A 26,070-nucleotide genomic window follows, 5' to 3' on the forward strand; every position below is an offset into this window, starting at 1 on the left:
AGACAGTAAATGAAAACTCAAAATAAATTTGATATTTTAATTGTTGATGACAAACCTGAGAACTTGAAGTTATTGTATGATATTCTTAGCAAACACGATTACTTTGTTCGTCCGGTGTTAAAACCGGATCAAGCTTTAAGTATAGCGGAGCGCAAGCCGCCAAACTTGATACTACTTGATATTGATATGCCTGGTATAAATGGTTATGAAGTGTGCTCTCGTTTAAAAAACAACGAGAACACAAAGAATATCCCTGTAATTTTTATTAGCGCTTTAAATGAGCAACAAGATAAAGCACGAGCGTTTGATGTTGGTGGTATAGATTACATTCCCAAACCTTTTTATGCAGGAGAAATCTTAGCGCGTATCAAAGTCCATTTGAAACTTTACGAAGCGCAAAAAACGCTAGAACGAAGGAATATCGAGTTACAAAATCAAGCAACAGAACTAGTCGAAGCCAAAAAACGTGCTGAAGTTGCAAATCACGCCAAAAGTGAGTTCTTGGCCAATATGAGTCACGAAATTCGTACACCAATGAATGCAATCATTGGTTTTACTGAAGTGTTGGAAAATTTAATTACTGATGGACAGCAAAAAGAATATCTATCATCTATTAAAACAAGTGGTCAATTATTATTGCTTTTAATCAATGATATTTTAGATTTATCTAAGGTAGAATCCGGTAAATTGAAATTTGAATATGCAAACACAGATCTTCTAACAGTATTTAGTGAAATAAAGGCTATTTTTCGACAAAAGATATTGAATAAGAAATTACAATTTCATTTAGAGGTTGCGGATAGCTTTCCACAAATAGCTATGATAGATGAAAGACGCTTGCGCCAAATTCTCATTAATTTAATTGGAAATGCTGTTAAATTTACAGAGAAAGGTTATGTTAAATTAACAGCAGACTATCGAGTTAAAGATGCACAATGTGGTGATTTGATTTTTAGTGTCGCAGATAGTGGTATTGGTATCCCTAAAGAACAGCAAAAATTGATTTTTAATGTTTTTGAACAACAAAAAAAACAGAACCAAGATAAATACGGTGGTACTGGACTTGGCCTTGCTATTACAAAATCCTTAATCGAAAAAATGAATGGACAAATAACTTTAGAAAGTAAAGTTGATTGTGGTTCTACCTTTTACATAAATATTTTTGATGTTCCTGTAAAAACTAACAATGACAAGGAGGTAGAAACAACAGAAATTAATTCTGTTGTATTTGAGCCAGCTACTGTTTTGGTGGTCGATGATATAGAAAACAATCGCAAACTCATTGCTGCATATCTTAGACCATGCGGTTTAAATATACTTGAAGCTAAAAATGGATACGAAGCTTTTGAATTCGCGAAAAAGCATGTCCCGGATTTAGTCTTAATGGACAAACGAATGCCTCTTATTAGTGGAGAAGAGGCTATAAAACTTATTAAAAATCATCAACAAACAAAAGATATTCCGATCATTGCCTTAACCGCATCAGCAATGAAAAAAGAAGAAGAAAAACTTAACATTATTGCTGATGGCTTTTTAAGTAAACCGATTTCATCTTACAAATTGATTACAACGTTGACCAAATTTTTAGCGCACTCTTTACAACCAGTAAATTCTGTGATCAAGAATCCTGAGACAGACAGAAATTCTTTGCAGGTGCCACCAGAAATTCTAGAAGAATTGCAGAAAAGGCACAAGACATGGAAACAACTTTGCGATTTACGCGAAGTTGATGAAATTCAAAACTTTGGAGTACAAATTAGCCTACTAGGTTCAAAGCATAATATCAAAATTTTAAAATCCTGGGGAAACACTTTGGAAGAACAGGCGCAGATATTCGATATTGAAAAAATGATGAAAACTCTCAAAGAGTTTCCCAAGATTATTTCGCGTTTTTTTTCCGAAACTGATAAATAAAATTTCTGTTTTTTTGTAGGATAAATCGCGATTAGCACTGGAAATAAAAGATTACGATGGCTTAAAACTGTACGCCGAAGAATAAATATTAGTACACTCTAATGTCTTGTATATCTTGTATGAGTGGTCTAACTGACGACAACTTTTAGAAAGAAAAAAATTTTTTTCAAAGATATCTACCTTGTGCACAGTCTAATAGGGTGTACAAAGATATTTTCGAGTTAATTATTTTAATTTAACCAACAAATTTCAAATTAGAAAGAAAACAAAAATGAACGCTCAATATTATTTACTCAACTATTTATACCTGCTGTTATATAGCCTTACGAAGCGAAGGTGCGGAGATATTTTGCCATGATAAATATCATACCCTAAAGCCCTGAACTTCGACGAGTTCAGGGCTTTTTTTTTGCCCAAAAAAACTGGTGTGCCCAAATTGGTAAAGGGACTTGACTTAAAATCAAGGATTTGTGGGTTCGACTCCCACCACCAGTATTTAGAAGAGATGCCCAAATTGGTAAAGGGGAGTAGACTGCAAAGTTACTGACCGAAAGGTTTTGGAGGTTCGAATCCTCCTCTCTTCATTTTTGTGAAAACTGGTGTGCCCAAATTGGTAAAGGGACTTGACTTAGAATCAAGGGTTTGTGGGTTCGACTCCCACCACCAGTATTTAGAAGAGGTGCCCGAGTGGTTAAAAGGGGTAGACTGTAAATCTACTAGCCGAAAGGTTTTCGGAGGTTCGAATCCTCCTCTCTTCATTTTTACAAAAAACTGGTGTGCCCAAATTGGTAAAGGGACTTGACTTAAAATCAAGGATTTGTGGGTTCGACTCCCACCACCAGTATTTAGAAGAGGTGCCCGAGTGGTTAAAAGGGGTAGACTGTAAATCTACTAGCCGAAAGGTTTTCGGAGGTTCGAATCCTCCTCTCTTCATTTTTGTGAAAACTGGTGTGCCCAAATTGGTAAAGGGACTTGACTTAGAATCAAGGGTTTGTGGGTTCGACTCCCACCACCAGTATTTAGAAGAGGTGCCCGAGTGGTTAAAAGGGGTAGACTGTAAATCTACTAGCCGAAAGGTTTTCGGAGGTTCGAATCCTCCTCTCTTCATAAGTGGCCCGTCAAAAGTGTTGGCATTTGTTTACGCACCATACTAGAAAATAAAAACTCTGTACTCAGTAGGTAACTACTTTTGTCAGGTCACATAGTTTAAATCCTTAAAGTAATAGTTCACTTTTTTGGGAATAGTAAAATGACGGCAAAAGAAGAGAAAGGCTTTTTTGATGAAGACGAAATACAAAATTGTATGGATCGCATAAAAGCAACTATTCGTCGAATAGTTGTAAATGAAATCGACGCGGAAGATCTTGCTCAAGAGGTTTTTATAAAAGCGTGGAAAAATGCGGGTAGTTTTCAAGAAAAAGCAAAAATATATACGTGGTTGTACAAAATAGCTATCAATACAACCTACACATTTCTATCCAAAAACAAAAACAAGAAAGTCTATGCTTGTTCTCAATTACCAGAGAGCGCGGATCTTTCTCCTTCTACATTGGATAAAATGATATATGAAGAGGAGATGGAAATGGAAACAGGAGTAGGTAAATTCCTGCAAATGTTATCTCCTAAACTCAAATCAGCCATTGTTCTTACTATTTTACACGGGATGGACACCGGAGATGTCGCAAAAATGGAAGGTTGTTCGGAAGCAACTATCTATTGGCGAATACATCAAGCCAAAAAAGAATTGAAATTGAAGTTAGCACAATAACTGACTGTAGGTCGTAACTTATTAGGGCATGTCGACATTTAGAAAATAACATCGATTTTGCTATTTTCATAAAATTTAAATGTCGGCACGCCCTAGGATTGTGCGATACTAAACCAACACCAATCTATCTAAAATATTTATCAATACTTCTATTTCTCAAACTCTTAGATTACATTGGACTCGAGCTCGAAGAATGATGATAGCCTTAGATAACAGTTTATAGGACTAACAATAAATTGAATATAATTTTCGCTGTAAACGATAACGGCGTTCAAAGAAAATCTTATCTTGCAAATGCCATTTTGATGAAAGTGTGAATTTTTTTTCTATCCGTTTGCGTAAAACTTTTTCGAATTGCAGTTGCAAACTCAACCGCGCATCGCCTTTTTGGCAATGTTCGTAGGATAGGTCTTCGATGCTTAAGTGTCGAGCATCTATCATTTTACGTGGATTTGTCAAGACTTGAATAAACCTTTGTATTTGCTGCTTGCATTCGTTGATATGCTGTTCAACATTGCGCAGGTTATAGTTTTTATTAAGAGATGCAATCATTGAGTCTTCATAACTATCTAGTAAAAGATCTTGATCTTTATCTAAACTTTTTACTATGAAACGACAGCTCATTAACATTTCACCATACATTACATAAATATCTTTGCGCGAATATTTCATGACGAATGCAAAAATTATAAAATCTTTGCACGGAGTGAATAGTTCTAGAGGATTTGGTACAAAACTTTTGATAAAATCTCCTAATGTACTTTTTGCTGTGTGAGTCATTTGCTCTTTTGTTAGCAAAGATAAGTCCCTTTTCATTTCATCCATACGATACCTAAGATCGTAAATCAAATCTAAAGTAAATGCTTTTTTTACTTGTTTCTCATTGTATCCTGCAAATTGAAATAACTGTGAAATACGAGAACGAACAATTTCTAGATCATCTGTTATTCCCGCAATTTGCATTTTCACGTCATGGCGTTCTATACGTCTCTTGATACTTTTTCCCATTTTCCAAGTGCGATATATGTTACTAACATACCCTGCGACAAATTCGACAAGACTATCACAAAAATTTATAAACACTACTATACGCAAACCTATCGTCATTTGCAGTGCTTTTAATAGTAATTTTGATTGTGCTAGAGTACGTTCTATAATTCCGGGGCGTCCAGCTTCTTCACTTAGCATAGCCTCAAAAGCAGGGATTTCGACTTCAACAATTTTTTGTTTATTCCTTTGGCTGAACCACAAAAACACTCTTTTTCCAGCAGAAAAAACAAATTTAAAAGGAAAAATAGCTATAACAAGTGGTACAGTTATCGCAAACTTGATTGTTTTTCCTATGGCAGAAAATAATTTAATCATACCTTGACCAATGCTAATGCGATCTTCCGTTTTACCAACAGCTTTTTTTATGCGTTGTGTGATACCCATTTCTTGTTGTAGAAGTGCATTTTTGATACGCGCTGTTACACCCATTTCTTCAGGATTAACTTGTAGTCTATGACGTTGTATGGGTTTTTGATCTTCTTTCTCCAATAAAGTTTCCTGAATTCTTTTTGTTAAACTAAGATCTTGTTCCAAATCAATTTTTATTTTTTGTGGTTTTTGAGGCGCACTTGTTTTTCCTTTAGATAGTCTTAACCGAGCGCTACGCTTTTTTTTTACAACTTCTTTTTTTTGTGTAGCAGATTTTCCAAATTTAGTGGAAAACCTTTCTACTCTGCCGGAGATATCTATACCTGCTCTTTGCGGGCTAGGCGTTGTTGCAAAGTTCGGGTAATTAAAAGAGACATCCTCTTTATGTAAGAATAGTTTACCTTCTTTATAGATAGCTCGGATTGCACCCATCGATATTTTTTGTAGAATGTCGTGTTCCTCTACTCCCGATTCAACGAGCTCTTTTATCTCCAAGGTACAATCTACACTATGAGTATAAAAATCACATATTTCTTGGTAGTGAAAAATAATATTTCCATTTATATAAGTTGCGTATATTTTTCCTGTGTATATACCATGAAGTAAACTATCTTTATGTGTCGAAAAACAGCGCAATACACTATCTATTGTCGAGACACAAAGAATGTATTTATTGATATTTTTAGCAAAATTTTTTCGAATAGGAGCGAAATTATCAACCTTAGATTCTAATCGACTGTCAAGGAATTCGTTGATGTTTTTTTTAGTAATCGGAACTTTCCTCAAATCTCCACGAATTAACTGTAGTTGCATTTGCAAAGGAGCAACCATTATGTTGTTTCCACGAGAAAGGCGACGAAGACAGGCTATTGCTAAACCGCTAGAGGGTGTTTTTTTATTTATGTGGTAGAAAAATTTTTTAACAATTGTATTCCATGTCTTGCTGTTACCAAGAAAAGCTTCCCATTCCAGGATAGCAAATAAAAATTCTCGATGCTTACCTTGTTTCTGTTCAAGAAGTGCATCGATAACTAAGAGATTTTGCATGTTATTCTCCGAAACTCAGTGACTTGACAAAAGCAGAAATTAAAATACCAAAACTCAGTAGATAAATACTTTTGGTGGGTCATTTACATTGCAAAATGAAGAGCAAATACGGATAATTACAATTGTTCACGATTTATCCTTTAACAAATGGTTTGATTAATAGTAATTTTGTTATATTGGGGTAAGGACTTTCGTAATAAACAACTCCATTGCTATTTTTAACAGCGCTGCTTGTAGTTGGCCCAATTGAAATAATTTTTGATTTTATGTTTTGTAAACTTTCGCTATTTACAGTTTTCAGAAAACCTTGTATCGTTGATGGCGAAGTAAAAAAAACATAATCGTTTTCATTATTGCTCCACTGTGCGCGAAGTACTTTGTTTACTGTACAATCTGTACGGTACACCGAAATTGCAATAAAATTCCACTGCTCCTCGTATAACCAATCACTAAAGTCTTTTCGTCCCTTGTTTCCTTGTATAACAACTGTTGGATAAGGTAAAGTTTTGCGAAATAACCTTATCATGCCTTCAGCATTTTGTTCCTTTGGTTGTTGTGCTAAAATTTTCCATTTGCTTTCAATAAGATCTTTTGTCGATTTTCCTACAGCAAAAACTTTGTGTTTTAACAATGGGAAGTACTTTTGAAAACCAATAACACCGTGTTTACTGAAAAATACACAATTGCATTTTGTCCCAAGCATCTCTAAAAGTTGTTTTTCATTATGTGGCAAAGTATATGTAATTTCAATTGTAGGCGTCCAAATAATTGTCTGATCTTTTGGTGGAGTCTTGCTTCCTGTGTAAAAAATCTGATATGACACATTGTTCTCCTGAAGCGTTAGACTTGCATTTTATTAAAGACTTAATATAATATATCAAATATTTTATATCAATTCAAAATCGAAGGAGGGAATATGCGCATCATACGAAAAAAAAGCAAAAAAGTCGCATCGCAAAACAAAGGAAATGTTTGGGGAAGTCCTACTTCGCGCTATGTAGGAAATAATGCCAACAAGCCTACAGCTAAACCACTCAGACCAGGACGCCGTACAAAATCACTTACTGGTCCTGTTCACCCAGGTTTTGAAAAGTCAGCTACCGCTTACAATAAACGTAGATCTGCGACAAAGACAGTTTCAGCTCCACGTCTTACATTACAAAGAGTAAACCAAAGCCAAGATTTGTATAGTAATGGTAAGCCTCGTTCTGTTCGTAAACGTCGTACTCGTTAGAAATTAGGACGTAATCCTATTGCGCTCTACAAGATGTCCTCTCCTGTAAGAGAGGACTCTTTTGTAAAGCAAAATAGTCATGAGTTGCGAATTTAGTGTATTGTTTGTGTTTACCGAGTGGAATAATTTCATTGCTATTATAGAAAAAAATAGTTTACGATAAAAAACTTTTACCACTTTTTACCATCTTGCGTAAAAGAGGACTAGGTCGGTAACGATCTTCTCCGTACTCTTCATATAAACCCTGCAAAAATCCAAGAACATTACCTGACCCTATTTCTTCTAACCATGCAATAGGTCCTTTAGGATAATTAACCCCCTTTGTCATTGCAAGATCAATGTCTTTTGCTGTAGCTACTTGTAAAAATACCGCATCAACTGCCTCATTTATGATCATTGAGACAACACGCATCATAATAGTTTGCGCTAAATCTTTATCTTCTGTTGGCTGTGGTTTTGCAACGTTTTCAGCATAATTATAATATCCATGGCCACTTTTTCGACCATAACGTTTTGCTTGGACAAGTCGTTGTTGAGTAAAAGAAGGCTTGTAACGCTGATCATAAAAGAAAGCTTCGAAAACAGAACAGGTAACTTGGTAATTTACATCATTGCCAATAAGGTCCATTAGTTCAAAAGGCCCCATGCGAAAACCCTGCTCTTTCAAAGCCCAGTCAATAGTCGCAACATCAGCAACTCCTTCTTCAAGGATGCGAATAGCTTCTCCATAGAATGGCCGTGCAATGCGGTTTACGATAAAACCTGGCGTGTCTTTAGCTACAACAACAGTTTTCCCCCACGAGTCGATAAGCATTTTTGCCGCTTCTAGTATTTTTGAATCAGTAACTAAGCCTGGAACAATTTCAACTAAAGGCATAAGGGGTGCTGGATTAAAAAAGTGTATTCCGATGACGCGAGAATCTTTCTCGCAAGCCGCAGCAATGGCGGTAACGGATAAAGAGGATGTATTGGTTGCGAGAATACAGTTTTCATCAACAATTTTTTCGAGTTTTTGAAAGACTTGTTGCTTTATTTGCACATCTTCAATAATTGCCTCAACAACTAATTGACAATTACTTAATGATTCCAGGTCCGTTGTAAAAGTAGTTCGCGCGATGCTCTCTTGCATTTCTTCTAGAGTCATGCGCTTCTTTTCAACTAGTCGACTAAATATTTTCTCGAGTTTTTTACTTGCATTGACAAGTGCCTGTTCTTCATTGTCTATAATGGTGACGTCGTGTCCACTTGTTGCAGCAATTTGAGCAATTCCTGTTCCCATGGTGCCACTACCGATGACCCCTATTTGAATTTTCTCTGTCACAATTAATTCCCCGTAAACTTAGGTTTGCGTTTTTCTAAAAATGCTTTGACACCTTCTTTGTAATCCTCTGTTTGTCCAGCAAGCGTTTGCAGCTCTTTTTCTACTTCTAATTGTTGCTCTAAACCATTTACTAAACTACTATTTAAAGCTTTTTTGATATAGCCAAGACCTTTTGTTGGTTGCGTGGCTAAATATCTTGCTGTTTCGTGAGCTTCTTCTAACAAACATTCATCTTCAATAACTTTGTAAATCATTCCCATTTCATATGCGTGTTGTGCACTTACCTTGTCGCCAAGTAACATTAGAGCACTTGCGCGACCAAAACCGACTAAGCGCGGAAGAAAAAACGAACCGGCCGTGTCAGGCACAAGACCTATTTTGCAAAAAGATTGGATAAATGACGCACGGTTAGAGGCAAATACAATGTCGCAACACAAAGCAAGATTCGCACCTGCGCCTGCTGCGACGCCATTTACAGCACATACCACTGGTTTCGGCGTTTGACGTATTCCATTAACGATAGGGTTATACATTTGCTCGACAAAGTTACCAAGGATTTTTTCTTCCTCTGGATTTTTTGTTGCCTCTTGCAAATCTTGCCCAGCACAAAAAGCACGGCCACTACCTGTTAATAAAACGCAACGTACATTTTCATTACTATTTACATCTTCTAAAATCTCTTGGAGTTCTGCCGCCATTTCGGCATGAAAACTATTGAGAACGTCAGCTCTGTTAAGAGTAATAAGCCCGATATTGTCTTCTATTTTATATGTTACATATTGATATTGCATTGAAAATATCCTTATAAATAACAAAAGGCTACCGGTTTACCGTTAGCCTTTTCGTTTTATTGTTATTTTGCTGACTCTTAGGAAGTGGAAATAAATAATATACCCTTATACAGGGATTTTGTTCATTCGCAAGGCGCGACGAAGGCACATAGTCTTTATTCTGTAACAGAGGAACAACGAAGCAAATGAACAAAAGAACAGTAGGATATTTATTTTTTCTGCTTCCCTTAATTAGAACGTACCAACACGTTCTATATATTGATAACTCATATACATTTAAAATGTTCAAATGGCTGATGGCATCCATCGCAAAAATGCAGTGATTTGCAAAGTGTCGAACCAAATTCACTTGTTTTTTTTGTCTTTTTTGATTCGCAATAAGGGCAATGAACAATTCGGTCATCACCGAAAAGGCTAAGTAATTCATTTGTTGGTACTTTGTGTGGAGGCGCAATTCCACTTTCTTTTAATTTTTGCTTTGTTTCTTCGTCAATCCAATCTGATGTCCATGGTGGAGATAACACTGAGTTAATGACAAAATTCTCAATACTATTTTCACGTAGCTTTTGATCAATACCATCACGAATCTCTTTTGATGCAGGACAACCAGAGTATGTAGGCGTAATAATAACCTCTATATTTTCACTTGTAATAACCACATCGCGAACGATTCCCATTCCAACAATTGTCACCAGTGGTATCTCTGGATCTTTTACCTCTGCGAGCATTTGCCATATGTCTTCGCTTGTGAATTTTGTTGTTACCATACAGCACCAGGGTGAGATCTTGGTAATGTTTGCATCTCAGCTAACATATGACCTAAATACTCTGTATGTTTGCCTTCACGACCATTGTGATACAAATATTCATTACTTTCTGGAGTAATGAGTGTCGCTTCTTTTAACACCTGTTCTATTATTTCCAACCACTGTTTTTTTGAAGAATCCATATCAAAGATAATATTTTTTTCGATAAGAACTTGATCTTGTGGCATTTGAACAAATAGTTCATTTGTATAACGCCATAATTCATTTAGCGATTTTTGGATGCGTTTATGACTTTCTTCTGTTCCATCTCCCAAACGAAGAACCCATTCACTACTATGACGAATATGATACTTTACTTCTTTAATACTTTTTTGAGCAATACTTTTTAAATCATCGAAACTACTGTTACGCAACTCTTTAAAAATTATATATAAGTATGTTGCAACTAGAAACTGACGCATTATTGTAAACCCAAAGTCACCACGTGGTAGTTCTGTAATCGTGGCATTACGAAAGTCAATAGCATCGCGAAGATATGCTAAGTGATCTTCGTTGCGATCTTTTCCCTCTATTTCACCAGCAAGTTTAAGAAAATTAGCCGATTGTCCAACACAGTCTAAGGCTAAATTCGCAAGCGCAATATCTTCTTCAAGCATTGGTCCGTGACCACACCATTCTGATAAACGATGGCCAAGCACTAAATTGCTGTCTCCCAAAAAAAGTAAGTATTCAAACAAAGCTTCTTTTGCAGAGATATCTAAATCTTCTAATTTCATAACAACCAGCCTTATAAATTTTTAATGGCTTTAGGAACCCTGTAAAAATTTGGGTGACGGTAAATTTTGTCGTCCGATGGATCAAAAAATGGTGCTTCATCATCGGAACCTGAAGCATAAATTTCTTTTGAAGGAACAACCCAAATACTACCGTTTCCACCTCGACGGGCATATACATCGCGAGCGTTTTGTAGTGCAAGTTCAGCATCAGCAGCATGTACATTGCCAACATGCTGCTGAGGTCCACCATTTTTTTGCTGCATAAATACTTCCCATACAGACAGTAGTTCATTATCCGACATTTAAAAATCTCTCTAAATTCTTTCCTTGTTTCTTTTTAGCATAAGCAATAGAAGCTTCTCTTACCCAAGCACCATTATCGTGTGCATCATTACGTGCTTGTAGTCTCTCTTTGTTACAAGGCCCGTGTCCTTTAATTACTGCGTAAAATTCATCCCAATTAATTTCACCAAATTCCCAATTTCTGGTTTCACTGTTATATTTAAGGTCTGGGTCTGGTATTTCTAAACCAATTGTGTGTGCTTGAGCAACTGTTATATTGACAAAATGTTGACGAAGTTCATCATTGCTTTTCTTTTTTACTTTCCATTTAAACAAATCAGCGCTATTTGGAGAATTGCTATCGTGTGGTCCAAACATCATTAGTGTTGCCCACCAAAAACGATTTAACGCATCTTGGGCCATTTTTTGCTGCTCTTTTGTCCCCTTCATAAGAGTACAAATAATTTCATAGCCTTGCTTTTTATGAAAGTTTTCTTCTGCACAAATTCGTAACATCGCACGAGAATATGGACCATAAGAACATTTAGCTAACATTGTCTGATTTACAATAGCAGCACCATCAACTAACCAACCTACAATACCAATATCAGCCCAGGTAAGAGTCGGGTAATTAAAAATACTAGAGTATTTAGCTTTACCTGTAAGAAGTTGATCGACGAGCTCTTGCCTTGATGTTCCTAGAGTCTCAGCCGCGCTATAAATATAAAGACCATGGCCAGCTTCGTCTTGAACTTTTGCTAAAAGTGCCATTTTACGACGCAAATTAGGAGCACGAGTAATCCAGTTTCCTTCAGGTAGCATTCCGACAACCTCAGAATGAGCGTGTTGAGACATCATTCTCGTTAATTGTTTGCGATATTTTTCTGGCATCCAATCTTTTGGCTCTATTTTTATTCCTTCAGCAATACGTGTATCAAATTCACTATTACGAGTTAACTCGTCCATGCTTAGCTCCTTACAAAAATAGTTTATAGTCGCTATAGTATCCACTAAATTACGAAAAAATAATAGAGGACATGTACTAGCTACATGCCTCTATTTTACTGCAAATCATGATATTATGCAACACTATTACTTGTTATCTTTTTCGAGGAAGAATTTTAGTATCTTACCATTTTCATTGCGCCAATTTTCCCATGAAAACCCACCGACATATGGTTTACTAACACAATTTTCATTTACCTCATTAATGGCTTTAGCCACGTTAACTCCACTATCTATTAAACTCCATCCTTCGTAAGGGCTACGTAAGTCGTATTTTCCCCAACTAATATAAAATTTTACTGGTTCTTTGATTTTTTTTACTAGAGAGCTTAACTCCAACTCTTCTTTCTTTAAATAAAAAGCCGATACACTTGCACCTCCCGAAAAAATGTTGGGATTTTGAGCTGTAGCATAGAGGGCTAATGTTGCACCGTTTACAAAACCGATATTGAATTTAGGCTCATTTTTTGTACTATATTTACTTTCAAGAAAAGGTATCCACTCTGAAACGAGCAAATTTATATAGTTATTGCGAGAAGCCTCTACAGAATATTCTCTACCGTGTTTCTGTGGAATAAAAACAGCAATTGTAGCAGGTAATCCTTCTGCAATTAGATTATCAAGTGTATTTTGCCATTTTCCTTGCTTTAGTGCTGATGTACCGTCGTGAATAAAAAGAGTTGCGTACGATTTTTTCGAATCATAATTATGTGGAAGGTAAACAGTCAATTCGCGCTTGTCTTTAGTTTTTTCACTTTCATAAGAAAGCTTGTGTGTTGTGCCTTTTTGTTGTGCTTCTTTTAAATAAGGAGCTGCTTTCCATTTGGGCATTTTAGTAGTCGAAAATGTTCCAAAAAAGTTTTGCGAGGTTTTTTTGTTTAGAGGATCGGTAAGAATTTCATCGAAATTTTTAATAAAACGATAAGCGATACATGCATCTTCCTCTAAGTAAGAAGAAAAGTAAAAGAAATTAGTGTCCGGTATTCTTTGCATTGGGTAGTCAATACGAAAGCCAATGATGTCTCCTTCAAAACCAACATCGTCAGCCTCTCCACGGTAAACAAAATGAATAGAGTTTTTTTCTGTTATTGGAAATTGTTTTTGTTTTTCCATAAAAGCATCAATAAGTTCTTTTTTATTAGCAGAGTTGCGCACTTTCTCTACAAAATCAGAAAACTGCGACTCTACTTTTTCATAAACAACCTCTGTGTCACTGCTTACAACGGAATCACTATTGGCAATTGAAACACAAGCGATTTCTCCGAGACTGCGTATGTATATTTTTCCGTGTGCAAAGCTAGGAGGTGTCCACACTAAATCATCAAAAACCTTTTGTTTGTCTAATGATTTATACTTGCCAGAAGAGTCATTGGCTAAATGTAGGTGACCATCTTTTGTTATCAAAACAAAATGGTCGTTAACTACAATGAAAAATCCATCTCCAGGCTGACGTGATTTCCAAATTTTCTTTCCTTTTTTAACATCGATGCAACTAAAAAATCGCCCGCTATAACCGTAAATTTTATCGCCCAAAACAACTGGAGGGGAAAAGGCTTTTTTAATGTGTCTTGTCGTCCACACTTTTTTGACAGGCTCTTTTTCATCTCCGGTTAGCTCAAGTAGCGCAGCTTCTCCACCTTTGTATTTCAAGAAAATTTGCCAAGGAGTTTTCCCCACAACAGTTGGAGCTGTTGACCAATTCCCTCCCTTGTGTTCGTAGCGCCAAATTTCTTTGCCATTTTCCGGGTCAATACAATAGAGATAATTGTTTCCACCGCATAACAAGTGTGTGTTTTCTAAATTATTAATAAGAAGAGGTGACTGGTAATTGACAGCATCATCGCCCATTGTCCAGATAAGTGCACCACTTTTTTTATCAAATGCAGAAATAGTCCCTTTTTTCGATCCAGTTTGCACTATGAGAAAATTTTTGTATAAAATAGGAGAAGTTCCAAATCCATAAAAAGGCTTTTGAACTTCGTGCTCTACCGGCAAATCTTTCTTCCATACCAAACTACCATCATTCAATTGTAAACAAAGTAGTTGTCCATGGGCATCTAGTGCAAATACATAATTTTCTTCTAACACAGGTGTTGAAATGGGTCCGTCATGCGAACCGTCGTGCCCAACGTAAGTGTCGCCAATTGTATACTGCCAAATTTTTTCACCGCTATGGGCATTACAGGCAAATACATAATCTTTTTTCCCGTCAGAGTACATAGTAACGGCGTAACGATCCCAGATAGAAATACTCGAATAACCAGAGCCAAGAGAGCGCTTCCACAAAGTCTTTAGTTTGTAAGATTTGCCATTTTGTAATACACGGCTATCTTGGGAAATAGAGCTGGCATTTTCACCGCGCCACTGCGGCCAATCACTTTGCGCGCTTATTATCGCAATACAAATAAAAAATAAATACAATTGCTTCATAACTAACTTCCTAAAGACGGAAAAATAAAAACGTTTGTTTTACGAATTGGCAAGTGACGAATAGCGCCTCCTGTATGTGCTGTCCAACACAATAGGTACATGATAATAACAACCATACATAAAATGACATACCTGTGGAGAGATGATGGCTTTTCTTCTTGAAAATATTGCGCTATAGCGCTAAAAGAAGCAATGCCCAAAATAATCATCGCCATAAACGAAATTTTACCAAGCATAGCATGCTTATCGACATATTCTTTGTCTAAATCTGTTTGGGCCTCGTAAGCAAGAGGCCCTGAAATATAAGCACAAACAGCAAACACAGCACATATAATTATAAAACTATAGCTTATTTTATATAGAATTTCTTGTTTGGTAATGTGTGCACAAACCAGTAAAATAAATGAAAAAAATAGTCCTACAACAGGGACGTGCACCACCACGAGATGCCAATGAACAGCCCCCATCTACTTACCTGTCTTAATAGCTTTTGCAGGGTCAATACCAGCATCTACTTTCGAATAGTCTAGCTCGCTACCATGGATGCTGTGAGGAATTACATATACCGCTGTCATTACTATTGCAGCTATGATAACTAATATTCGTGGTAATGTTTCTTTAGCTTTTTGTTTTATTCCAACAACAGAGATAGCCGCTACCCACGCAATCCACATAATAAGCATCTTGTTATCCGTCCAGTCTCCTCCCCAAGGGAAGCCTGTCCAGTACTCTCCGAAAGCATATTTTTGTACAATCGGACCTAAAACCATGCCTCCTATAGACATTGATATAAAGGAAAACCATACAAATGATCGCATACTATCAGGTGCAAAAAGAGCTCCTAGTGCAGCGCGCATTCCAACCAATATTGCCAAAAACATCATCAGGATATGTGGAAAAAGTATATAAGTTGGTACATAATCTTTAAAACGTATAACAATATTTTCCTCAGAGTTGTTTGGAATACGTATTTGTTTATCTTTAGTTTTAATTATTACATAATACTCTAATTTTCCCGCTGCTGGTTGTTTTGGAAGATAAGCTGAAAAATTATCTTTGCCTTTTTCCATGAGCACTTGAGTGAAGTCATCTTTTGTTTTTAATCTTTTATAAAACAAAGAAGGAGAGTAGTCTCCTAGTTGTAAAGTTACAGCAGCATCCTCATAACTATTTCCACTGCGAATTAATTTGTGCTTATGTGTTTTTCCGCCAACATCGTAACTTCCTCGATAAGGATGTGTTGGTCCTGTTCTTTTCTGATAAGCGTAAGCAGAAAACATTATTATAATTGAAATAACCCACAATACGGTTTTCTTTCCTTTGCCAGAAACTTTTTCAGACATAATAACTCCTTGTGATCTTGTTTTGCCTTGAGAGTGGTTAACGAATTCCTTGTCGTTAAAATTTGTCGTACTTTTACGTAGTAAACTCGAACACTGATTACATCAGTTACTTCTTCTACACTACTTTTCGGCAAATTATAAATTTTTATTTCAATTTTTTCTACTATTTTATTTCAAGCAACGTACTTAATAAAATTAGCCTTTGCTGTTTTTTGATTACATCACTATAATTATAATAGAACCTAAACAAAAATGTTTGTTATTTTAGGTGTGTTATCTGATTTGTTTTTTGAATAGTAAATTAACGGAGAAATTACATGCCATTGTATGAATATTATTGCGAACACAACCAACAAATTTTAGAAGTGCGACATGGAATGTCGGAAACTGTTAATACATGGGAGAAACTATGTTCTGTCGCCGATATAGATTTAGGAACCACACCACGTGATTCAGAAGTAAAACGACTTATTAGTGGTGGAATGAGTGTGCCGCGAAAGAGTGTTGGGGAAGTAAAAGCTACAACCATACCTAGTAATCATTCTGGAGGGTGTAGTTGCTGTTAAACTATTAATCTTTGCTCACTTAGACATTAGTACGTGATTTTTGATCAACCACGTTACTACTGTCCAAATAATATCTAGGGTATAATTCCTAAGATGTTTTACAAAAGATTTTCTTCATAAACGAAAAAAAACTTTTAAATTTTGTAGTAAACTCAGCGTCATATTCTTTATTGACAACACTAGCAACATCCAACGCTGTTTTTTCTTGATTTTCGTTTTTTTGATTTTTGTATTCGGGATAACGATCGTCCATCTTAAAGCGCCCAGTGGACTTTAATTTGTGATTTGGTGCAATTTTCTTTTTAATACGCAATAGAAAATTTTCTAATGTTTGATAATAGACAGTTGTTTTTGTGTCATTGATTCCCCCTGTCATAGCACCTTCCCCTCTTGTAGAATGTAAACAAGCTAGAATAATAATAATTTCTATGGTAACACAACGAAGGCAAGTTGTCAAATAGAGAGTAAAGCGAAAGGATTTAGGCATGAAAAAATTATTAGTAACTTTTTGTCTGTTCTGTACATTGTTTGCAGAACAAGATCTTGTAGAAATAATCAATAAATATTACAAGCAGCTCGATCAACATGCGAAACGATCTGCCAGAGTAGAATCATTGACTAAGGCTTACGAAAAATTTACACATCTTCCTGCTTTACAAGATTTTTTGACCTATGAAGGAATCGAGTCAACAACAATAGAAATTGCAAATTCAAGAAAAATAAGTAATAAACAGATGGGCTTTTTCTATCCAGCCAAATTGTATGACAACCATCAAAAATTAATTGTAGCAATGAGCCCACTGCGTCGTTCACAAATAAAAGCAAAGTTAAATAATCTTCGCGCCGACTTAGCAAGTGAAATTGCCGCAAAGAAAGTCCAAGAAACAGCGTTAAAAACTTTAGACAAGACGATCGCAAAACTCGGTGAAAAACAACGAAAAGCAAATTTGCAACTACAGCAAATAGAACAAGCGATTAATTTGTTAGAACAACGTATAGACGACGGTCGTTCAGAGATAGATTCTCGCAGGTCTCTTCTTCGTAGTAATGCAGAAGAAGAACTTCGTCTTATTGCTATAATTCGTCGCCTAGATGGACAAATTGTTAGAGAAGTGGACGAAATACGCCGTGCTTCTTTGGTTCGTAGAAGAAATGCTTTTGAACGCCAACGACGTGCTATTATTGCTGAAGAAGATAGATTTATAAGAGACGCACGAAAAATAGAGGCGCAAATTTCTATAGATCTTAGGCAAATTAATAGTTTGAAACGTCAACTCCCAAAAATAGAAGAAAAAGCTTCTCAAGCTTCTCCAGAGTTAGAAGATTTAAAGAACAAACGCGCGCAAATTCTCAGTGGAATCGAAGCGCTAGAAGAAAAATTGTTGCCTTTGGATACACTCAACCAAGAAAAAGCGGAAACGTTAGAAGTCATTAATGAATATCAAAAATGGTGGCAAACAGCAAAACATCGTCCCAAATATCATTTTTTGTTGGCAATGTATGCTATCGATAAATTGCCAAAACAAAATATTGACATTCAAGTAAAAGAGTGGATAGGACTCGAAGGTATTGTTGAAGTGTACTTTCGTTAGAATAACGAGCGATTAGCCCTCACGGGCTTTCCTCCCGCGCTACCTTAACGGTTGGTTCCATCCAAACTAAGTACTTGGCTAGCTAGCCTTAACAAATTTTAACTCAGTACTACCATCTTTATTTTTGATAATCAAAAGCCCATCCTTAACCACCATCTGACTAGTGTCTCTAATCGTTTTAATGAAAGCATCTTCCTGCCGGTGCAATTGATCTGCATTATTAGAAATAGAAGCCATTTCAGTATGCGAAATTCCTGAATCTAGCCACAACATAGCTCCATTTTGATCTACCTGAAGTACTCCTGAGTAAGTATTGACCGTACTCTTTCCTGTAACAGCTCCACTAGCATCGCAAGTGAAAGTAATTTTCGATCCTTTAACTAGCTTTAACACTAACCCTTTATACTTCATACTTTGTAACACCCATTTAGCAGCTTGTGCTCGCTTAAGGGGATTTGTACTCGTATTCATTTTTGAAGTATCTGTCTTGGGAGGATCTGATTTTGCGTTGGCACCTGAGCTTTCGTCATTGCATGCTATCAAAATTACAAAAGAGAAAATGATAGAAATAATCCTCAACTTCATAAAAAATTTCCTTAATAAGAAAACGATATTTAAAAGAACAACTAGGGCGTGTCATCATTCAATACAGATAAAAAATATAACAGATTCGTTTAATGATACGCCAGTAGTATTGAGCCCGAGTCCGTTTGCGAGCCCGCGCCCGAAAACTTTTTGAGAGCGACAGAAAGTGATTTATTAGTTCAATACTAGTTTTTTGCGATGGAAAAAGAAACTTTGCTTCTTTGATAAATTGTTAGTGAAAGTTTCGGAAACGGGCTCGGGCTCGAAAAAACACACAATATTTTGAATAATGACTCGCCCTAAAACAATAGAACTTAGCAAGTAAAAATATAGACATAGCACAAAGAAGTCTACTTTACTTTCGCTAAAATGCCTTGGAGCAAAATGCGAAATTCTTTCATCGTTTGTACTCTTGCATTGGGGTCTTTGTGTAAACACATCATCACAATTTTTTCGAAATTTGCAGGGATTGATGGTTCATATTCTCGAATAGGAATGGGTTCTTCATTGATAATTTTTGTAAAAATTTCACGTAGACCACCTGTAAAAATTTTATGATTTGTCACCATTTGATAAATAGTTGCCGCTGCTGAGTATATATCTGAACGCTCATCCGCTTCTTTCGCGTTTTCTAGTTGCTCCGGAGCTAAATAATCAGGTGTCCCTAATCCCTTATTTGACATTGTAATACCACTGAGTCCTGTCTCTTCATATCTTTTCGCCAAACCTAAATCAGCTAGTTTTATATTCATCGCCTTGTTTTTTTTCACCACAAGAATATTCGCAGGTTTTATATCGCGATGGATAATTTTATTATTGTGTAAAAATTCAATTGCTTCTGTTAACTGTATCATAAAATTTTTTGCCATAGCGAGGGTTAAAGGACCACTGTTGTTTGTAATATACTGTTGCAAATCAATTCCCGGTACATATTCCATTGGAATGTAAAAAAAACCATGCAGTTCGGAGTAACCAGCGCGATAATAATTAACAATATATTTATGACGTAACTGCGCACCAAACTCCGCTTCCTGTAAAAAACGTTTGATTTGATTTTCATTAGGTTGCATACTTGGATGGGCTATTTTTAAAACAAGTGAACGCTGTGTTTTGATGTGTCTCGCCAAGTAAACAGCTCCCATTGCTCCACTACCAATACGGCGTAAAATTTCAAAGTCTTCTATCACTCTTAAAGGTTGTTGCTTTTCTTGTTGCTTGCACTTTTGACAGTAGTATTTATTAGCAAATGTACTTGCTTCACCTTTGGCAAATGAATCATCTTTCAATACGCATTTACATTTATCGCAATATTTTACAATTTTTAGTGGTGGTATTTGTACGCGAAAAGTTGTTCCTCCCACTCGTATATAGTGGTTGTTTTCAACATGCTCTTCACTAATGCGTTTAAACAGAATTTTTTGGGTTTTGGTATCGGGAATACCATAAAAAGTGCCATTGCTACTTCCAAGATCTTGGATATAACAGTTATAAGGCGGTACAAACTCTAACAAACAATGTAAGCGCGAAATTTTCGGGTCTTGAGGAAAGGAAAAATAAGCTTTTGGTGAACGTCCTATTGAGATTTTGCTGTATTCATCAAAACTGAAGGTTTGCCCTTTTAAATGACCAGTAACAACTTTTAAACATATTTTCATTTTGTATCTTTTCCTCGGCCAATACAATAATCTAAGACAAATTTTGTGAGTGTCAATATTTTAGGTTTTATAAAAAAGATAAATGTCGACATACTCCAACAATATAATAAAATAAAAACCAACAATAGTAAACAATTAAGTCAAGCTCTTTTGTGTATACTTATTGTAAAAAAGTGTTGCGTTTTGGATACATAAAGCTTCTGCCTTTAAAATTTCAAAGACGAAAGTTTTACATCTAAGATTTTGAAAAAAAACAACTTAAGATACTTTTCTATAATTGACAGGTATTTGGCATAATACTTGCATAAACACATAGTGTCCTTTTATTATCTCAGTTATAAAAATGTAGTTTTGGTACTATTTCATCAAGAGACAAACTAACAATTTGTTCTGCAATAGTTCATTTATTCCTAGAGCGTCAGCGCGCTCTAATAAGAAAGGAAATACAAATGCGACAAAAAATATTCATTATGACATGTGTTGTAGCCATAATGGCAGTTGGTGTTCTCTATGCACCAAGCGTTCAAGCTGATGATTCTCAAGACGCAGCTATTGCCAGATTACATCAGCAATCCCAAGCATTCGTACGCGTTGCGAAAAAAGCAACTCCAGCAGTTGTCCATATTTCTGTAGTGCGTAAAGTATCTAGTAAAGGCGGAGCGTTTGAGTTCTTCCGTAACCATCCGCAATTAAAAAATCGCGTTCCGAAAAAACAGCAAAAACAACAAGGGGCGGGTTCAGGAGTAATTGTTGATCCACGGGGTTACATTTTAAGTAACCATCATGTAGTTGACAAAGCAGAGGAAGTAATTGTTACTCTCGATGACAAAAGAAAATTTAAAGGAAAAGTCATCGGCTCTGATTCGAAAACAGATGTAGCTGTTATTAAAATTGAAGGCCGTAATCTACCTGTAGCACCTCTCGGAAATTCAGCAAATCTTGCTGTTGGGCAATGGGTCCTTGCTATAGGAAATCCCTTTGGTCTAAGCCAAACAGTAACTGCTGGTATTGTAAGTGCTAAAGGGCGTTCAGGAGTAGGTATTACTGAATACGAAGATTTTGTTCAAACGGACGCAGCAATCAATCCCGGAAATTCTGGCGGACCACTTATCAATCTCCATGGCGAGGTTATTGGAATTAATACTGCTATTCTTAGCCGCAGTGGTGGTTACCAAGGAATTGGTTTTGCAATACCTGTGAACATGGCGCGTACTGTCATGAAACAGATTATGCAAAACGGCGAAGTACGCCGTTCATGGTTGGGTGTGCAAATAGAAGAAGTCACACCAGATATTGCGCAAGCCTTTGGATTGAAAGGATCTTATGGCTGTTTAGTTCAACAAGTATTTCCAAATAGTCCTGCAAAACGTGGAGGACTTAGATCTGGAGATATTATACTTTATTTTGATGGCAACAAAATTATTCGTCCAGCACAACTGCGCCACACAGTATCAACAACTCCTGTAGGCAAAAGAGTCTCTGTAAGAATATTTCGCAAACAAAAAAACATCAGTTTGAATATTCTACTTGAGGATATTAAAAAAGCCACATGGCAGCAAGGTGTGGCAGTTCAGCCGAAACAACCAGAAAAATCTATGCCAGAATTAGCCAAAATTGATCATTTGGGGATAGAAATCCAGCAACTAACAGCAGACCTAGCCAAAGCTTTAGGTGTAAAAACAAACAAAGGTGTGGTTATCACGAATATTGAGGATCAAACCTCCGCTTCTCGTTCTTCACTAAGACCTAACGATGTGATTACTGAAATCAATCGCGTAAAAATCACAAACATTGAAGACGCCAAAAGAGTTCTTTCGCAAGACAAAGAATTGTTTTTGTTCCGTGTTATTACAGGGTTTTCACGCCGATACGTTGTTGTCAAAAAGCATTAAGCTAATGGGGATCAGATTCATTCTGGTCCCTGTTTATAACCTTATCTCTCAACATACCTTAGCTAACGCCTTTCCTAATTTCTTGCTGATCAACTTAAACGTGCTTCTTTATCCATTCTTCTTAATATTGCTAAAAGTAATGGTAAATTTACTGGGCACTCTCTAGATGTAATAAAACTCGATTCTATTATATTGCTCGCAACTCTGCACGCGCTGCTATTCTTGATACTGTTCATATTATTTAAGCTCTTGATTCTCAATAATGGTAAGATGGAAAACTTCTGTTTGTTTATGTTCTCCAAAATGTTATAATTATTCGGTTACGATAACAACCACATCTTTTACTTGAATCAGAACAGACCCAACACGCCGCTAATCATTCTTTATAAAATTTTAATTTTTTGATAAAGTTTTCTAAATGTATATCGTCTTCAAAAAATTCAGGATAATAATTGAAATCTTGTTTCGAAAGATCAAAGATTGCTACTTCTTCAAGACTAGCACAAACCATGTGTTTCCAGCCACTAGTAAAAGAAGCCCCCATACTTTTGTAGTAGCCAACAACAGAAGAAACAAAAAAATCGTATCTTAAATCATAGACAACAAAACTGTCTTCTGTAAAAATAGCGAGATATCTATCTTGTGGATCAAAACCAATATCAGTTATAGGACTTTGGGTTAGGTATTGTAATTTTCTCTCTTGCCATTCATTGTTTTGTTTTGTAAGCAAGTGTACTTCGTTGTTACTCACAAACGCCAATGTTTGTTTTGTGTTCGCCCAACAAAAACGATTAATATTTTTGGTGTGTAGATGTTTTACTTGGTAGTCGAGTTTGTTATTGGCAAAAATGGATAAAGATCCTCCTCCTTGTCCTACAGCCATAAGATTTTGTTTTATTTTTATAGACACAATTCGCGCATTTACACTACAAAACAACGATAAGCTTGTTAAGAGAATTTTTCTATTATTTAACAAATACTCAAGTGGACACTTCCAAATTTTTTGCATCCCGCCGATATAAATAAATCGATTATCGTTAGAAAAATCAAACGCTTGTATGTAATTGTCTTTTTCAGCATCAATATAAATTTCTTTTTTATTTTGATATATATCTTTACTCGTTTGATATAAGTGAAATTTACAGGTACTTTTGGAGATAGTGTTAACTAGATAAAGTAATACCCATCTTTTGTCTTTACTAAAGGCACTGTACTTCATCATGAATAGTGGCGCAAATGGTTCTATTTTACTTTTATAAGTGTCGCCGTATTTTTCCCACATAAACATCGCAATACTTGTCGGCACAAATATACAGTTTAAATTTGGGGTTGCAAATGCTCTTAAAGAGTTATCATGCATTGTTCCCGTTGACAATTTACGAAAATCATTTATTTGTTTTGTACTTATGTGTGGATCTTTAGGTTGTAGTATTTTAACTAGAGAAGGGTAGATGTTCACCTTTTTTAAGATACAATTAAGTTCGTTTGAAGAATGTTTTTTTGTAGAGAATAATTCTAATGTGGTGTTGGAATAGTTATGTATTTGTCCTTGATTTTTCAATGAAAGTATTGTTTTCTTCGTACGTATACTAGATATTTCTATCTGCTGTAAACTTTCACTAAGTACCAAGTCGTTATTCAAAAAAAATACTTCTTGGACTTCACTTGCATGTTCACAAAGTTCGTATTCAGCCTGGCTTTCTAAATTTTTTAAAAAAACTTTTTTTCGCTTGGCAAGAATGATGTTCTCAGAATTTATTTTCACCAGATCCAAGCTAGGGTAAAATTCTTTTTGAGAGTAATTTTGGTACTGTTTCTCAATAGACCATTTATTATTTTTTAACTCAAAAAATATATTTTTTGAAAGATAATCACGCAAATACAGCTTAAGTTTGTCACCGCTATACCAAAAAGTAGCGCCAATATTCCAATCACTCAGAAAATTTTGAAATACCTGTATTTTTGAATTTGTAACATTACCTATACACATATGTGAAGGGGCTATCATTAATAGCCATTTTTCATCAGGAGAAAACAGTAAACGCTTTACTGGTTTTTCGGTTTGAAACTTAGCTTTTTCGAGTAAGTTTTGCGCAGAAAGAACAGTGATTTCATTTTTCTTACTTGTATAAGCAATCATATTCTTTGCAAAAATTATACGCGGATGCTTAAAGCAAGGAAAAGAGGGAATTTCTTTTCCTTGTTTTAGAGAAAAAAAATGTAAACCTTTCTTTTGGTAAACCACATATTTATCGTCACGAGAAAATCCCATAAAAATACCATCTTCTTGATACAATTTGCGATTTTGATCGTAGATCTCCAAAGCATTTTCATTATAACTAGCCACATATCTTCCTGAATGTGAAAGTTTTGTTTTCCCTAGCTGCTGAACAACAAATAATTTTGTTTGTTTCCGTTTACTTAAGCGCGGAAGAATAAAGAATTTCAAAAAAGTATGTGTTTTTTCAAAACGACGAAACCACTCATTTGTTATTTTTTTTGATTCACTAATCACTTTATCTACTTCTTTATAAGCTTCGATCCATTTATCAAGGAGAGGCAAAAAAACACTTTTATTATTTATTGCAAAATCCATATGATATTCTAATTGTCTAGCAATGTTATTTAGCTGCTTTTCATGTCCCTCTGCGATTTTCAAATGCGCTTCGTTTACTATAAGATTTACTGCTTCTATTTTTTGATCTGTAATCTTCCATAACACTAACGCCCAAATAATAGAAGCAATAGAAATAAAAGCAAAGAATTGCGCCAAAGAATTTTGCTTGAACTGAAGTAGTAGTTTTTTTACGCCACGAACAGGGCGTATGGAAATGGGCTTTCCTTCTCTAATAGCACTTATTTCTTGTTGCAATAAGGAAACAGAGTGAAATCGTTTCTGGGGTATTTTTTCAATAGCTTTCATACAAACCAGTTCAATGTCACTATCGCGCACAATTTTTCGATTTAATTTAGAGGGGAGCATGGGAGTTGTTGTTGCTAGCTTAAAAATAATTTCAATAGGGTTTTTTCCGTCAAAAGGAACAAAGCCTGTTAGCATTTCATATAAAATTACTCCGAGAGAATATAAATCAGAAAGATGATCTGCTTGTCCAGAGGTGACTATCTCAGGAGCGATATATTTAGGCGTACCGAAAATTTCGCCGGTTTGTGTTAAATGAGTGTCTTTATCGATGTTTTTTGCTAACCCAAAGTCTAAAACAATTGCAACATTATTTTCAGTAACAATTATGTTATGTGGTTTTAAATCACGATGGATAATATTGTTTGCATGTGCATAACCAACGCCTTCGCAAATTTGGCAAAAAATAGATAATTTTTGCTCCATACTATCTTGCTGTTGTAGCCAAATATCAAAAGAAATGCCTTTTACATAAGCCATTGTAAAATAGGGATAAGTAGTACCATTTTGCTCAAAATAACTAATTTCGTAAACCTGAATAATATTAGAATGATGCAATTTCGCAATAGCACGTGCTTCTTCAATAAATCTTTTCCGAGAAACATCTGTTGTATTGTGTAAAACTTTTAAGGCACATTCGCGATTGAGTTGGCGATCATGTACATGGTACACCACTCCCATTCCACCACGCCCAAGTTCCTTGATTATTTGATATTTATTATTCATTAACGACCTACATTACGCTGTACTTTCGGGAACTTTA

21 protein-coding genes and 8 tRNA genes are annotated in these 26,070 nt (G+C 35.7%); 14 read left to right on the plus strand and 15 right to left on the minus strand.

Annotated features, from left to right (window positions below; all coding sequences use genetic code 11):
• The first annotated feature begins 9 nt into the window (after positions 1-9).
• From UABHE_RS10890 to UABHE_RS10935, 10 genes are all read left to right on the plus strand, one after another.
• Positions 10-1,914: a response regulator gene (locus UABHE_RS10890; RefSeq protein ID WP_372370308.1), complete on the plus strand. Its 1,905-nt coding sequence runs from the start codon at positions 10-12 to the stop codon at positions 1,912-1,914.
• Positions 1,915-2,335: 421 nt separating this feature from the next.
• Positions 2,336-2,409, plus strand: a tRNA-Leu gene (locus UABHE_RS10895).
• A gap of 4 nt (positions 2,410-2,413) precedes the next feature.
• Positions 2,414-2,498, plus strand: a tRNA-Cys gene (locus UABHE_RS10900).
• Between the two features lie 11 nt (positions 2,499-2,509).
• Positions 2,510-2,583 (plus strand) — tRNA-Leu (locus tag UABHE_RS10905).
• A 4-nt stretch (positions 2,584-2,587) separates the two neighbouring features.
• Positions 2,588-2,672, plus strand: a tRNA-Tyr gene (locus UABHE_RS10910).
• A gap of 12 nt (positions 2,673-2,684) precedes the next feature.
• A tRNA-Leu gene (locus tag UABHE_RS10915) sits at positions 2,685-2,758 on the plus strand.
• Between the two features lie 4 nt (positions 2,759-2,762).
• Positions 2,763-2,847 (plus strand) — tRNA-Tyr (locus tag UABHE_RS10920).
• An 11-nt stretch (positions 2,848-2,858) separates the two neighbouring features.
• Positions 2,859-2,932, plus strand: a tRNA-Leu gene (locus tag UABHE_RS10925).
• A gap of 4 nt (positions 2,933-2,936) precedes the next feature.
• Positions 2,937-3,021, plus strand: a tRNA-Tyr gene (locus UABHE_RS10930).
• A gap of 142 nt (positions 3,022-3,163) precedes the next feature.
• Positions 3,164-3,682: an RNA polymerase sigma factor gene (locus UABHE_RS10935; RefSeq protein WP_372370309.1), complete on the plus strand. Its 519-nt coding sequence runs from the start codon at positions 3,164-3,166 to the stop codon at positions 3,680-3,682.
• Positions 3,683-3,907: 225 nt separating this feature from the next.
• Here UABHE_RS10935 and UABHE_RS10940 read toward each other — a convergent pair whose 3' ends face one another.
• Positions 3,908-6,148 carry a hypothetical protein gene (locus UABHE_RS10940; RefSeq protein ID WP_372370310.1) on the minus strand — a complete coding sequence of 747 codons (2,241 nt, stop codon included), beginning with the start codon at positions 6,146-6,148 and terminating at the stop codon, positions 3,908-3,910.
• 133 nt (positions 6,149-6,281) lie between these two features.
• Positions 6,282-6,971, minus strand: a complete 690-nt coding sequence (locus UABHE_RS10945) for a uroporphyrinogen-III synthase (protein ID WP_372370311.1) — start codon at positions 6,969-6,971, stop codon at positions 6,282-6,284.
• Between the two features lie 93 nt (positions 6,972-7,064).
• Between UABHE_RS10945 and UABHE_RS10950 the strand changes: the two genes are divergently transcribed.
• Positions 7,065-7,382, plus strand: coding sequence for a hypothetical protein (locus UABHE_RS10950; RefSeq protein ID WP_372370312.1), 318 nt, complete (start codon positions 7,065-7,067; stop codon positions 7,380-7,382).
• 154 nt (positions 7,383-7,536) lie between these two features.
• Here the strand turns inward: UABHE_RS10950 and UABHE_RS10955 are convergent, their stop codons facing one another.
• The 9 genes from UABHE_RS10955 to UABHE_RS10995 all read right to left on the minus strand — a co-directional run bounded on the left by UABHE_RS10955 (position 7,537) and on the right by UABHE_RS10995 (position 16,097).
• On the minus strand, positions 7,537-8,706 hold the full coding sequence (locus tag UABHE_RS10955) for a 3-hydroxyacyl-CoA dehydrogenase NAD-binding domain-containing protein (RefSeq protein ID WP_372371602.1): 1,170 nt from the start codon (positions 8,704-8,706) through the stop codon (positions 7,537-7,539).
• A complete protein-coding gene (locus UABHE_RS10960; protein WP_372370313.1) occupies positions 8,706-9,494 on the minus strand; it encodes an enoyl-CoA hydratase-related protein in 789 nt (262 codons plus the stop codon). The genes UABHE_RS10955 and UABHE_RS10960 overlap by 1 nt, the downstream gene beginning before the upstream one ends.
• Positions 9,495-9,760: 266 nt before the next feature.
• Entirely contained in the window at positions 9,761-10,261 is a 501-nt protein-coding gene (gene paaD / locus UABHE_RS10965; protein WP_372370314.1) for a 1,2-phenylacetyl-CoA epoxidase subunit PaaD, read from the minus strand.
• On the minus strand, positions 10,255-11,037 hold the full coding sequence (gene paaC, locus UABHE_RS10970; RefSeq protein WP_372370315.1) for a 1,2-phenylacetyl-CoA epoxidase subunit PaaC: 783 nt from the start codon (positions 11,035-11,037) through the stop codon (positions 10,255-10,257). The genes paaD and paaC overlap by 7 nt, the downstream gene beginning before the upstream one ends.
• An 11-nt stretch (positions 11,038-11,048) precedes the next feature.
• Positions 11,049-11,339: a 1,2-phenylacetyl-CoA epoxidase subunit PaaB gene (paaB, locus tag UABHE_RS10975; RefSeq protein WP_372370316.1), complete on the minus strand. Its 291-nt coding sequence runs from the start codon at positions 11,337-11,339 to the stop codon at positions 11,049-11,051.
• On the minus strand, positions 11,329-12,285 hold the full coding sequence (paaA, locus tag UABHE_RS10980) for a 1,2-phenylacetyl-CoA epoxidase subunit PaaA (RefSeq protein WP_372370317.1): 957 nt from the start codon (positions 12,283-12,285) through the stop codon (positions 11,329-11,331). The genes paaB and paaA overlap by 11 nt, the downstream gene beginning before the upstream one ends.
• 126 nt (positions 12,286-12,411) lie before the next feature.
• On the minus strand, positions 12,412-14,754 hold the full coding sequence (locus UABHE_RS10985; protein ID WP_372370318.1) for a PQQ-binding-like beta-propeller repeat protein: 2,343 nt from the start codon (positions 14,752-14,754) through the stop codon (positions 12,412-12,414).
• 2 nt (positions 14,755-14,756) lie between these two features.
• On the minus strand, positions 14,757-15,221 hold the full coding sequence (locus tag UABHE_RS10990) for a DUF2231 domain-containing protein (RefSeq protein WP_372370320.1): 465 nt from the start codon (positions 15,219-15,221) through the stop codon (positions 14,757-14,759).
• Positions 15,222-16,097: a hypothetical protein gene (locus UABHE_RS10995; protein ID WP_372370321.1), complete on the minus strand. Its 876-nt coding sequence runs from the start codon at positions 16,095-16,097 to the stop codon at positions 15,222-15,224.
• Positions 16,098-16,414: 317 nt separating this feature from the next.
• On the opposite strand from UABHE_RS10995, the gene UABHE_RS11000 reads away from it, so the two are divergent.
• Positions 16,415-16,663: a zinc ribbon domain-containing protein gene (locus tag UABHE_RS11000; RefSeq protein ID WP_372370322.1), complete on the plus strand. Its 249-nt coding sequence runs from the start codon at positions 16,415-16,417 to the stop codon at positions 16,661-16,663.
• Between the two features lie 88 nt (positions 16,664-16,751).
• Here the strand turns inward: UABHE_RS11000 and UABHE_RS11005 are convergent, their stop codons facing one another.
• Complete coding sequence (locus UABHE_RS11005) at positions 16,752-17,039, minus strand: hypothetical protein (RefSeq protein ID WP_372370323.1); 288 nt, start codon at positions 17,037-17,039, stop codon at positions 16,752-16,754.
• A 109-nt stretch (positions 17,040-17,148) separates the two neighbouring features.
• Between UABHE_RS11005 and UABHE_RS11010 the strand changes: the two genes are divergently transcribed.
• Positions 17,149-18,255 carry a hypothetical protein gene (locus UABHE_RS11010; protein WP_372370324.1) on the plus strand — a complete coding sequence of 369 codons (1,107 nt, stop codon included), beginning with the start codon at positions 17,149-17,151 and terminating at the stop codon, positions 18,253-18,255.
• Positions 18,256-18,333: 78 nt separating this feature from the next.
• On the opposite strand, the gene UABHE_RS11015 is transcribed toward UABHE_RS11010, so the two are convergent.
• Positions 18,334-18,840: an META domain-containing protein gene (locus UABHE_RS11015; RefSeq protein ID WP_372370325.1), complete on the minus strand. Its 507-nt coding sequence runs from the start codon at positions 18,838-18,840 to the stop codon at positions 18,334-18,336.
• A 350-nt stretch (positions 18,841-19,190) separates the two neighbouring features.
• A complete protein-coding gene (locus tag UABHE_RS11020) occupies positions 19,191-20,495 on the minus strand; it encodes a protein kinase (protein ID WP_372370326.1) in 1,305 nt (434 codons plus the stop codon).
• Positions 20,496-20,944: 449 nt separating this feature from the next.
• Between UABHE_RS11020 and UABHE_RS11025 the strand changes: the two genes are divergently transcribed.
• A complete protein-coding gene (locus UABHE_RS11025; RefSeq protein ID WP_372370327.1) occupies positions 20,945-22,387 on the plus strand; it encodes a DegQ family serine endoprotease in 1,443 nt (480 codons plus the stop codon).
• Between the two features lie 376 nt (positions 22,388-22,763).
• Here the strand turns inward: UABHE_RS11025 and UABHE_RS11030 are convergent, their stop codons facing one another.
• Positions 22,764-26,033, minus strand: coding sequence for a serine/threonine protein kinase (locus UABHE_RS11030; RefSeq protein ID WP_372370328.1), 3,270 nt, complete (start codon positions 26,031-26,033; stop codon positions 22,764-22,766).
• Between the last annotated feature and the right edge of the window lie 37 nt (positions 26,034-26,070).

It is taken from the genome of Candidatus Uabimicrobium helgolandensis (assembly GCF_041508025.1).
GTDB lineage: Bacteria > Planctomycetota > Uabimicrobiia > Uabimicrobiales > Uabimicrobiaceae > Uabimicrobium > Uabimicrobium helgolandensis.

Bases quoted from the DNA above. Each gene is read 5' to 3' on its own strand.
- UABHE_RS10890 (WP_372370308.1), top strand. From the start codon at position 10: ATGAAAACTCAAAATAAATTTGATATTTTAATTGTTGATGACAAACCT.
- UABHE_RS10935 (WP_372370309.1), top strand. From the start codon at position 3,164: ATGACGGCAAAAGAAGAGAAAGGCTTTTTTGATGAAGACGAAATACAA.
- UABHE_RS10940 (WP_372370310.1), bottom strand. From the start codon at position 6,148: ATGCAAAATCTCTTAGTTATCGATGCACTTCTTGAACAGAAACAAGGT.
- UABHE_RS10950 (WP_372370312.1), top strand. From the start codon at position 7,065: ATGCGCATCATACGAAAAAAAAGCAAAAAAGTCGCATCGCAAAACAAA.
- UABHE_RS10960 (WP_372370313.1), bottom strand. From the start codon at position 9,494: ATGCAATATCAATATGTAACATATAAAATAGAAGACAATATCGGGCTT.
- paaD (WP_372370314.1), bottom strand. From the start codon at position 10,261: ATGGTAACAACAAAATTCACAAGCGAAGACATATGGCAAATGCTCGCA.
- paaC (WP_372370315.1), bottom strand. From the start codon at position 11,037: ATGAAATTAGAAGATTTAGATATCTCTGCAAAAGAAGCTTTGTTTGAA.
- paaB (WP_372370316.1), bottom strand. From the start codon at position 11,339: ATGTCGGATAATGAACTACTGTCTGTATGGGAAGTATTTATGCAGCAA.
- paaA (WP_372370317.1), bottom strand. From the start codon at position 12,285: ATGGACGAGTTAACTCGTAATAGTGAATTTGATACACGTATTGCTGAA.
- UABHE_RS10985 (WP_372370318.1), bottom strand. From the start codon at position 14,754: ATGAAGCAATTGTATTTATTTTTTATTTGTATTGCGATAATAAGCGCG.
- UABHE_RS10990 (WP_372370320.1), bottom strand. From the start codon at position 15,221: ATGGGGGCTGTTCATTGGCATCTCGTGGTGGTGCACGTCCCTGTTGTA.
- UABHE_RS10995 (WP_372370321.1), bottom strand. From the start codon at position 16,097: ATGTCTGAAAAAGTTTCTGGCAAAGGAAAGAAAACCGTATTGTGGGTT.
- UABHE_RS11000 (WP_372370322.1), top strand. From the start codon at position 16,415: ATGCCATTGTATGAATATTATTGCGAACACAACCAACAAATTTTAGAA.
- UABHE_RS11005 (WP_372370323.1), bottom strand. From the start codon at position 17,039: ATGACAGGGGGAATCAATGACACAAAAACAACTGTCTATTATCAAACA.
- UABHE_RS11010 (WP_372370324.1), top strand. From the start codon at position 17,149: ATGAAAAAATTATTAGTAACTTTTTGTCTGTTCTGTACATTGTTTGCA.
- UABHE_RS11015 (WP_372370325.1), bottom strand. From the start codon at position 18,840: ATGAAGTTGAGGATTATTTCTATCATTTTCTCTTTTGTAATTTTGATA.
- UABHE_RS11020 (WP_372370326.1), bottom strand. From the start codon at position 20,495: ATGAAAATATGTTTAAAAGTTGTTACTGGTCATTTAAAAGGGCAAACC.
- UABHE_RS11025 (WP_372370327.1), top strand. From the start codon at position 20,945: ATGCGACAAAAAATATTCATTATGACATGTGTTGTAGCCATAATGGCA.
- UABHE_RS11030 (WP_372370328.1), bottom strand. From the start codon at position 26,033: ATGAATAATAAATATCAAATAATCAAGGAACTTGGGCGTGGTGGAATG.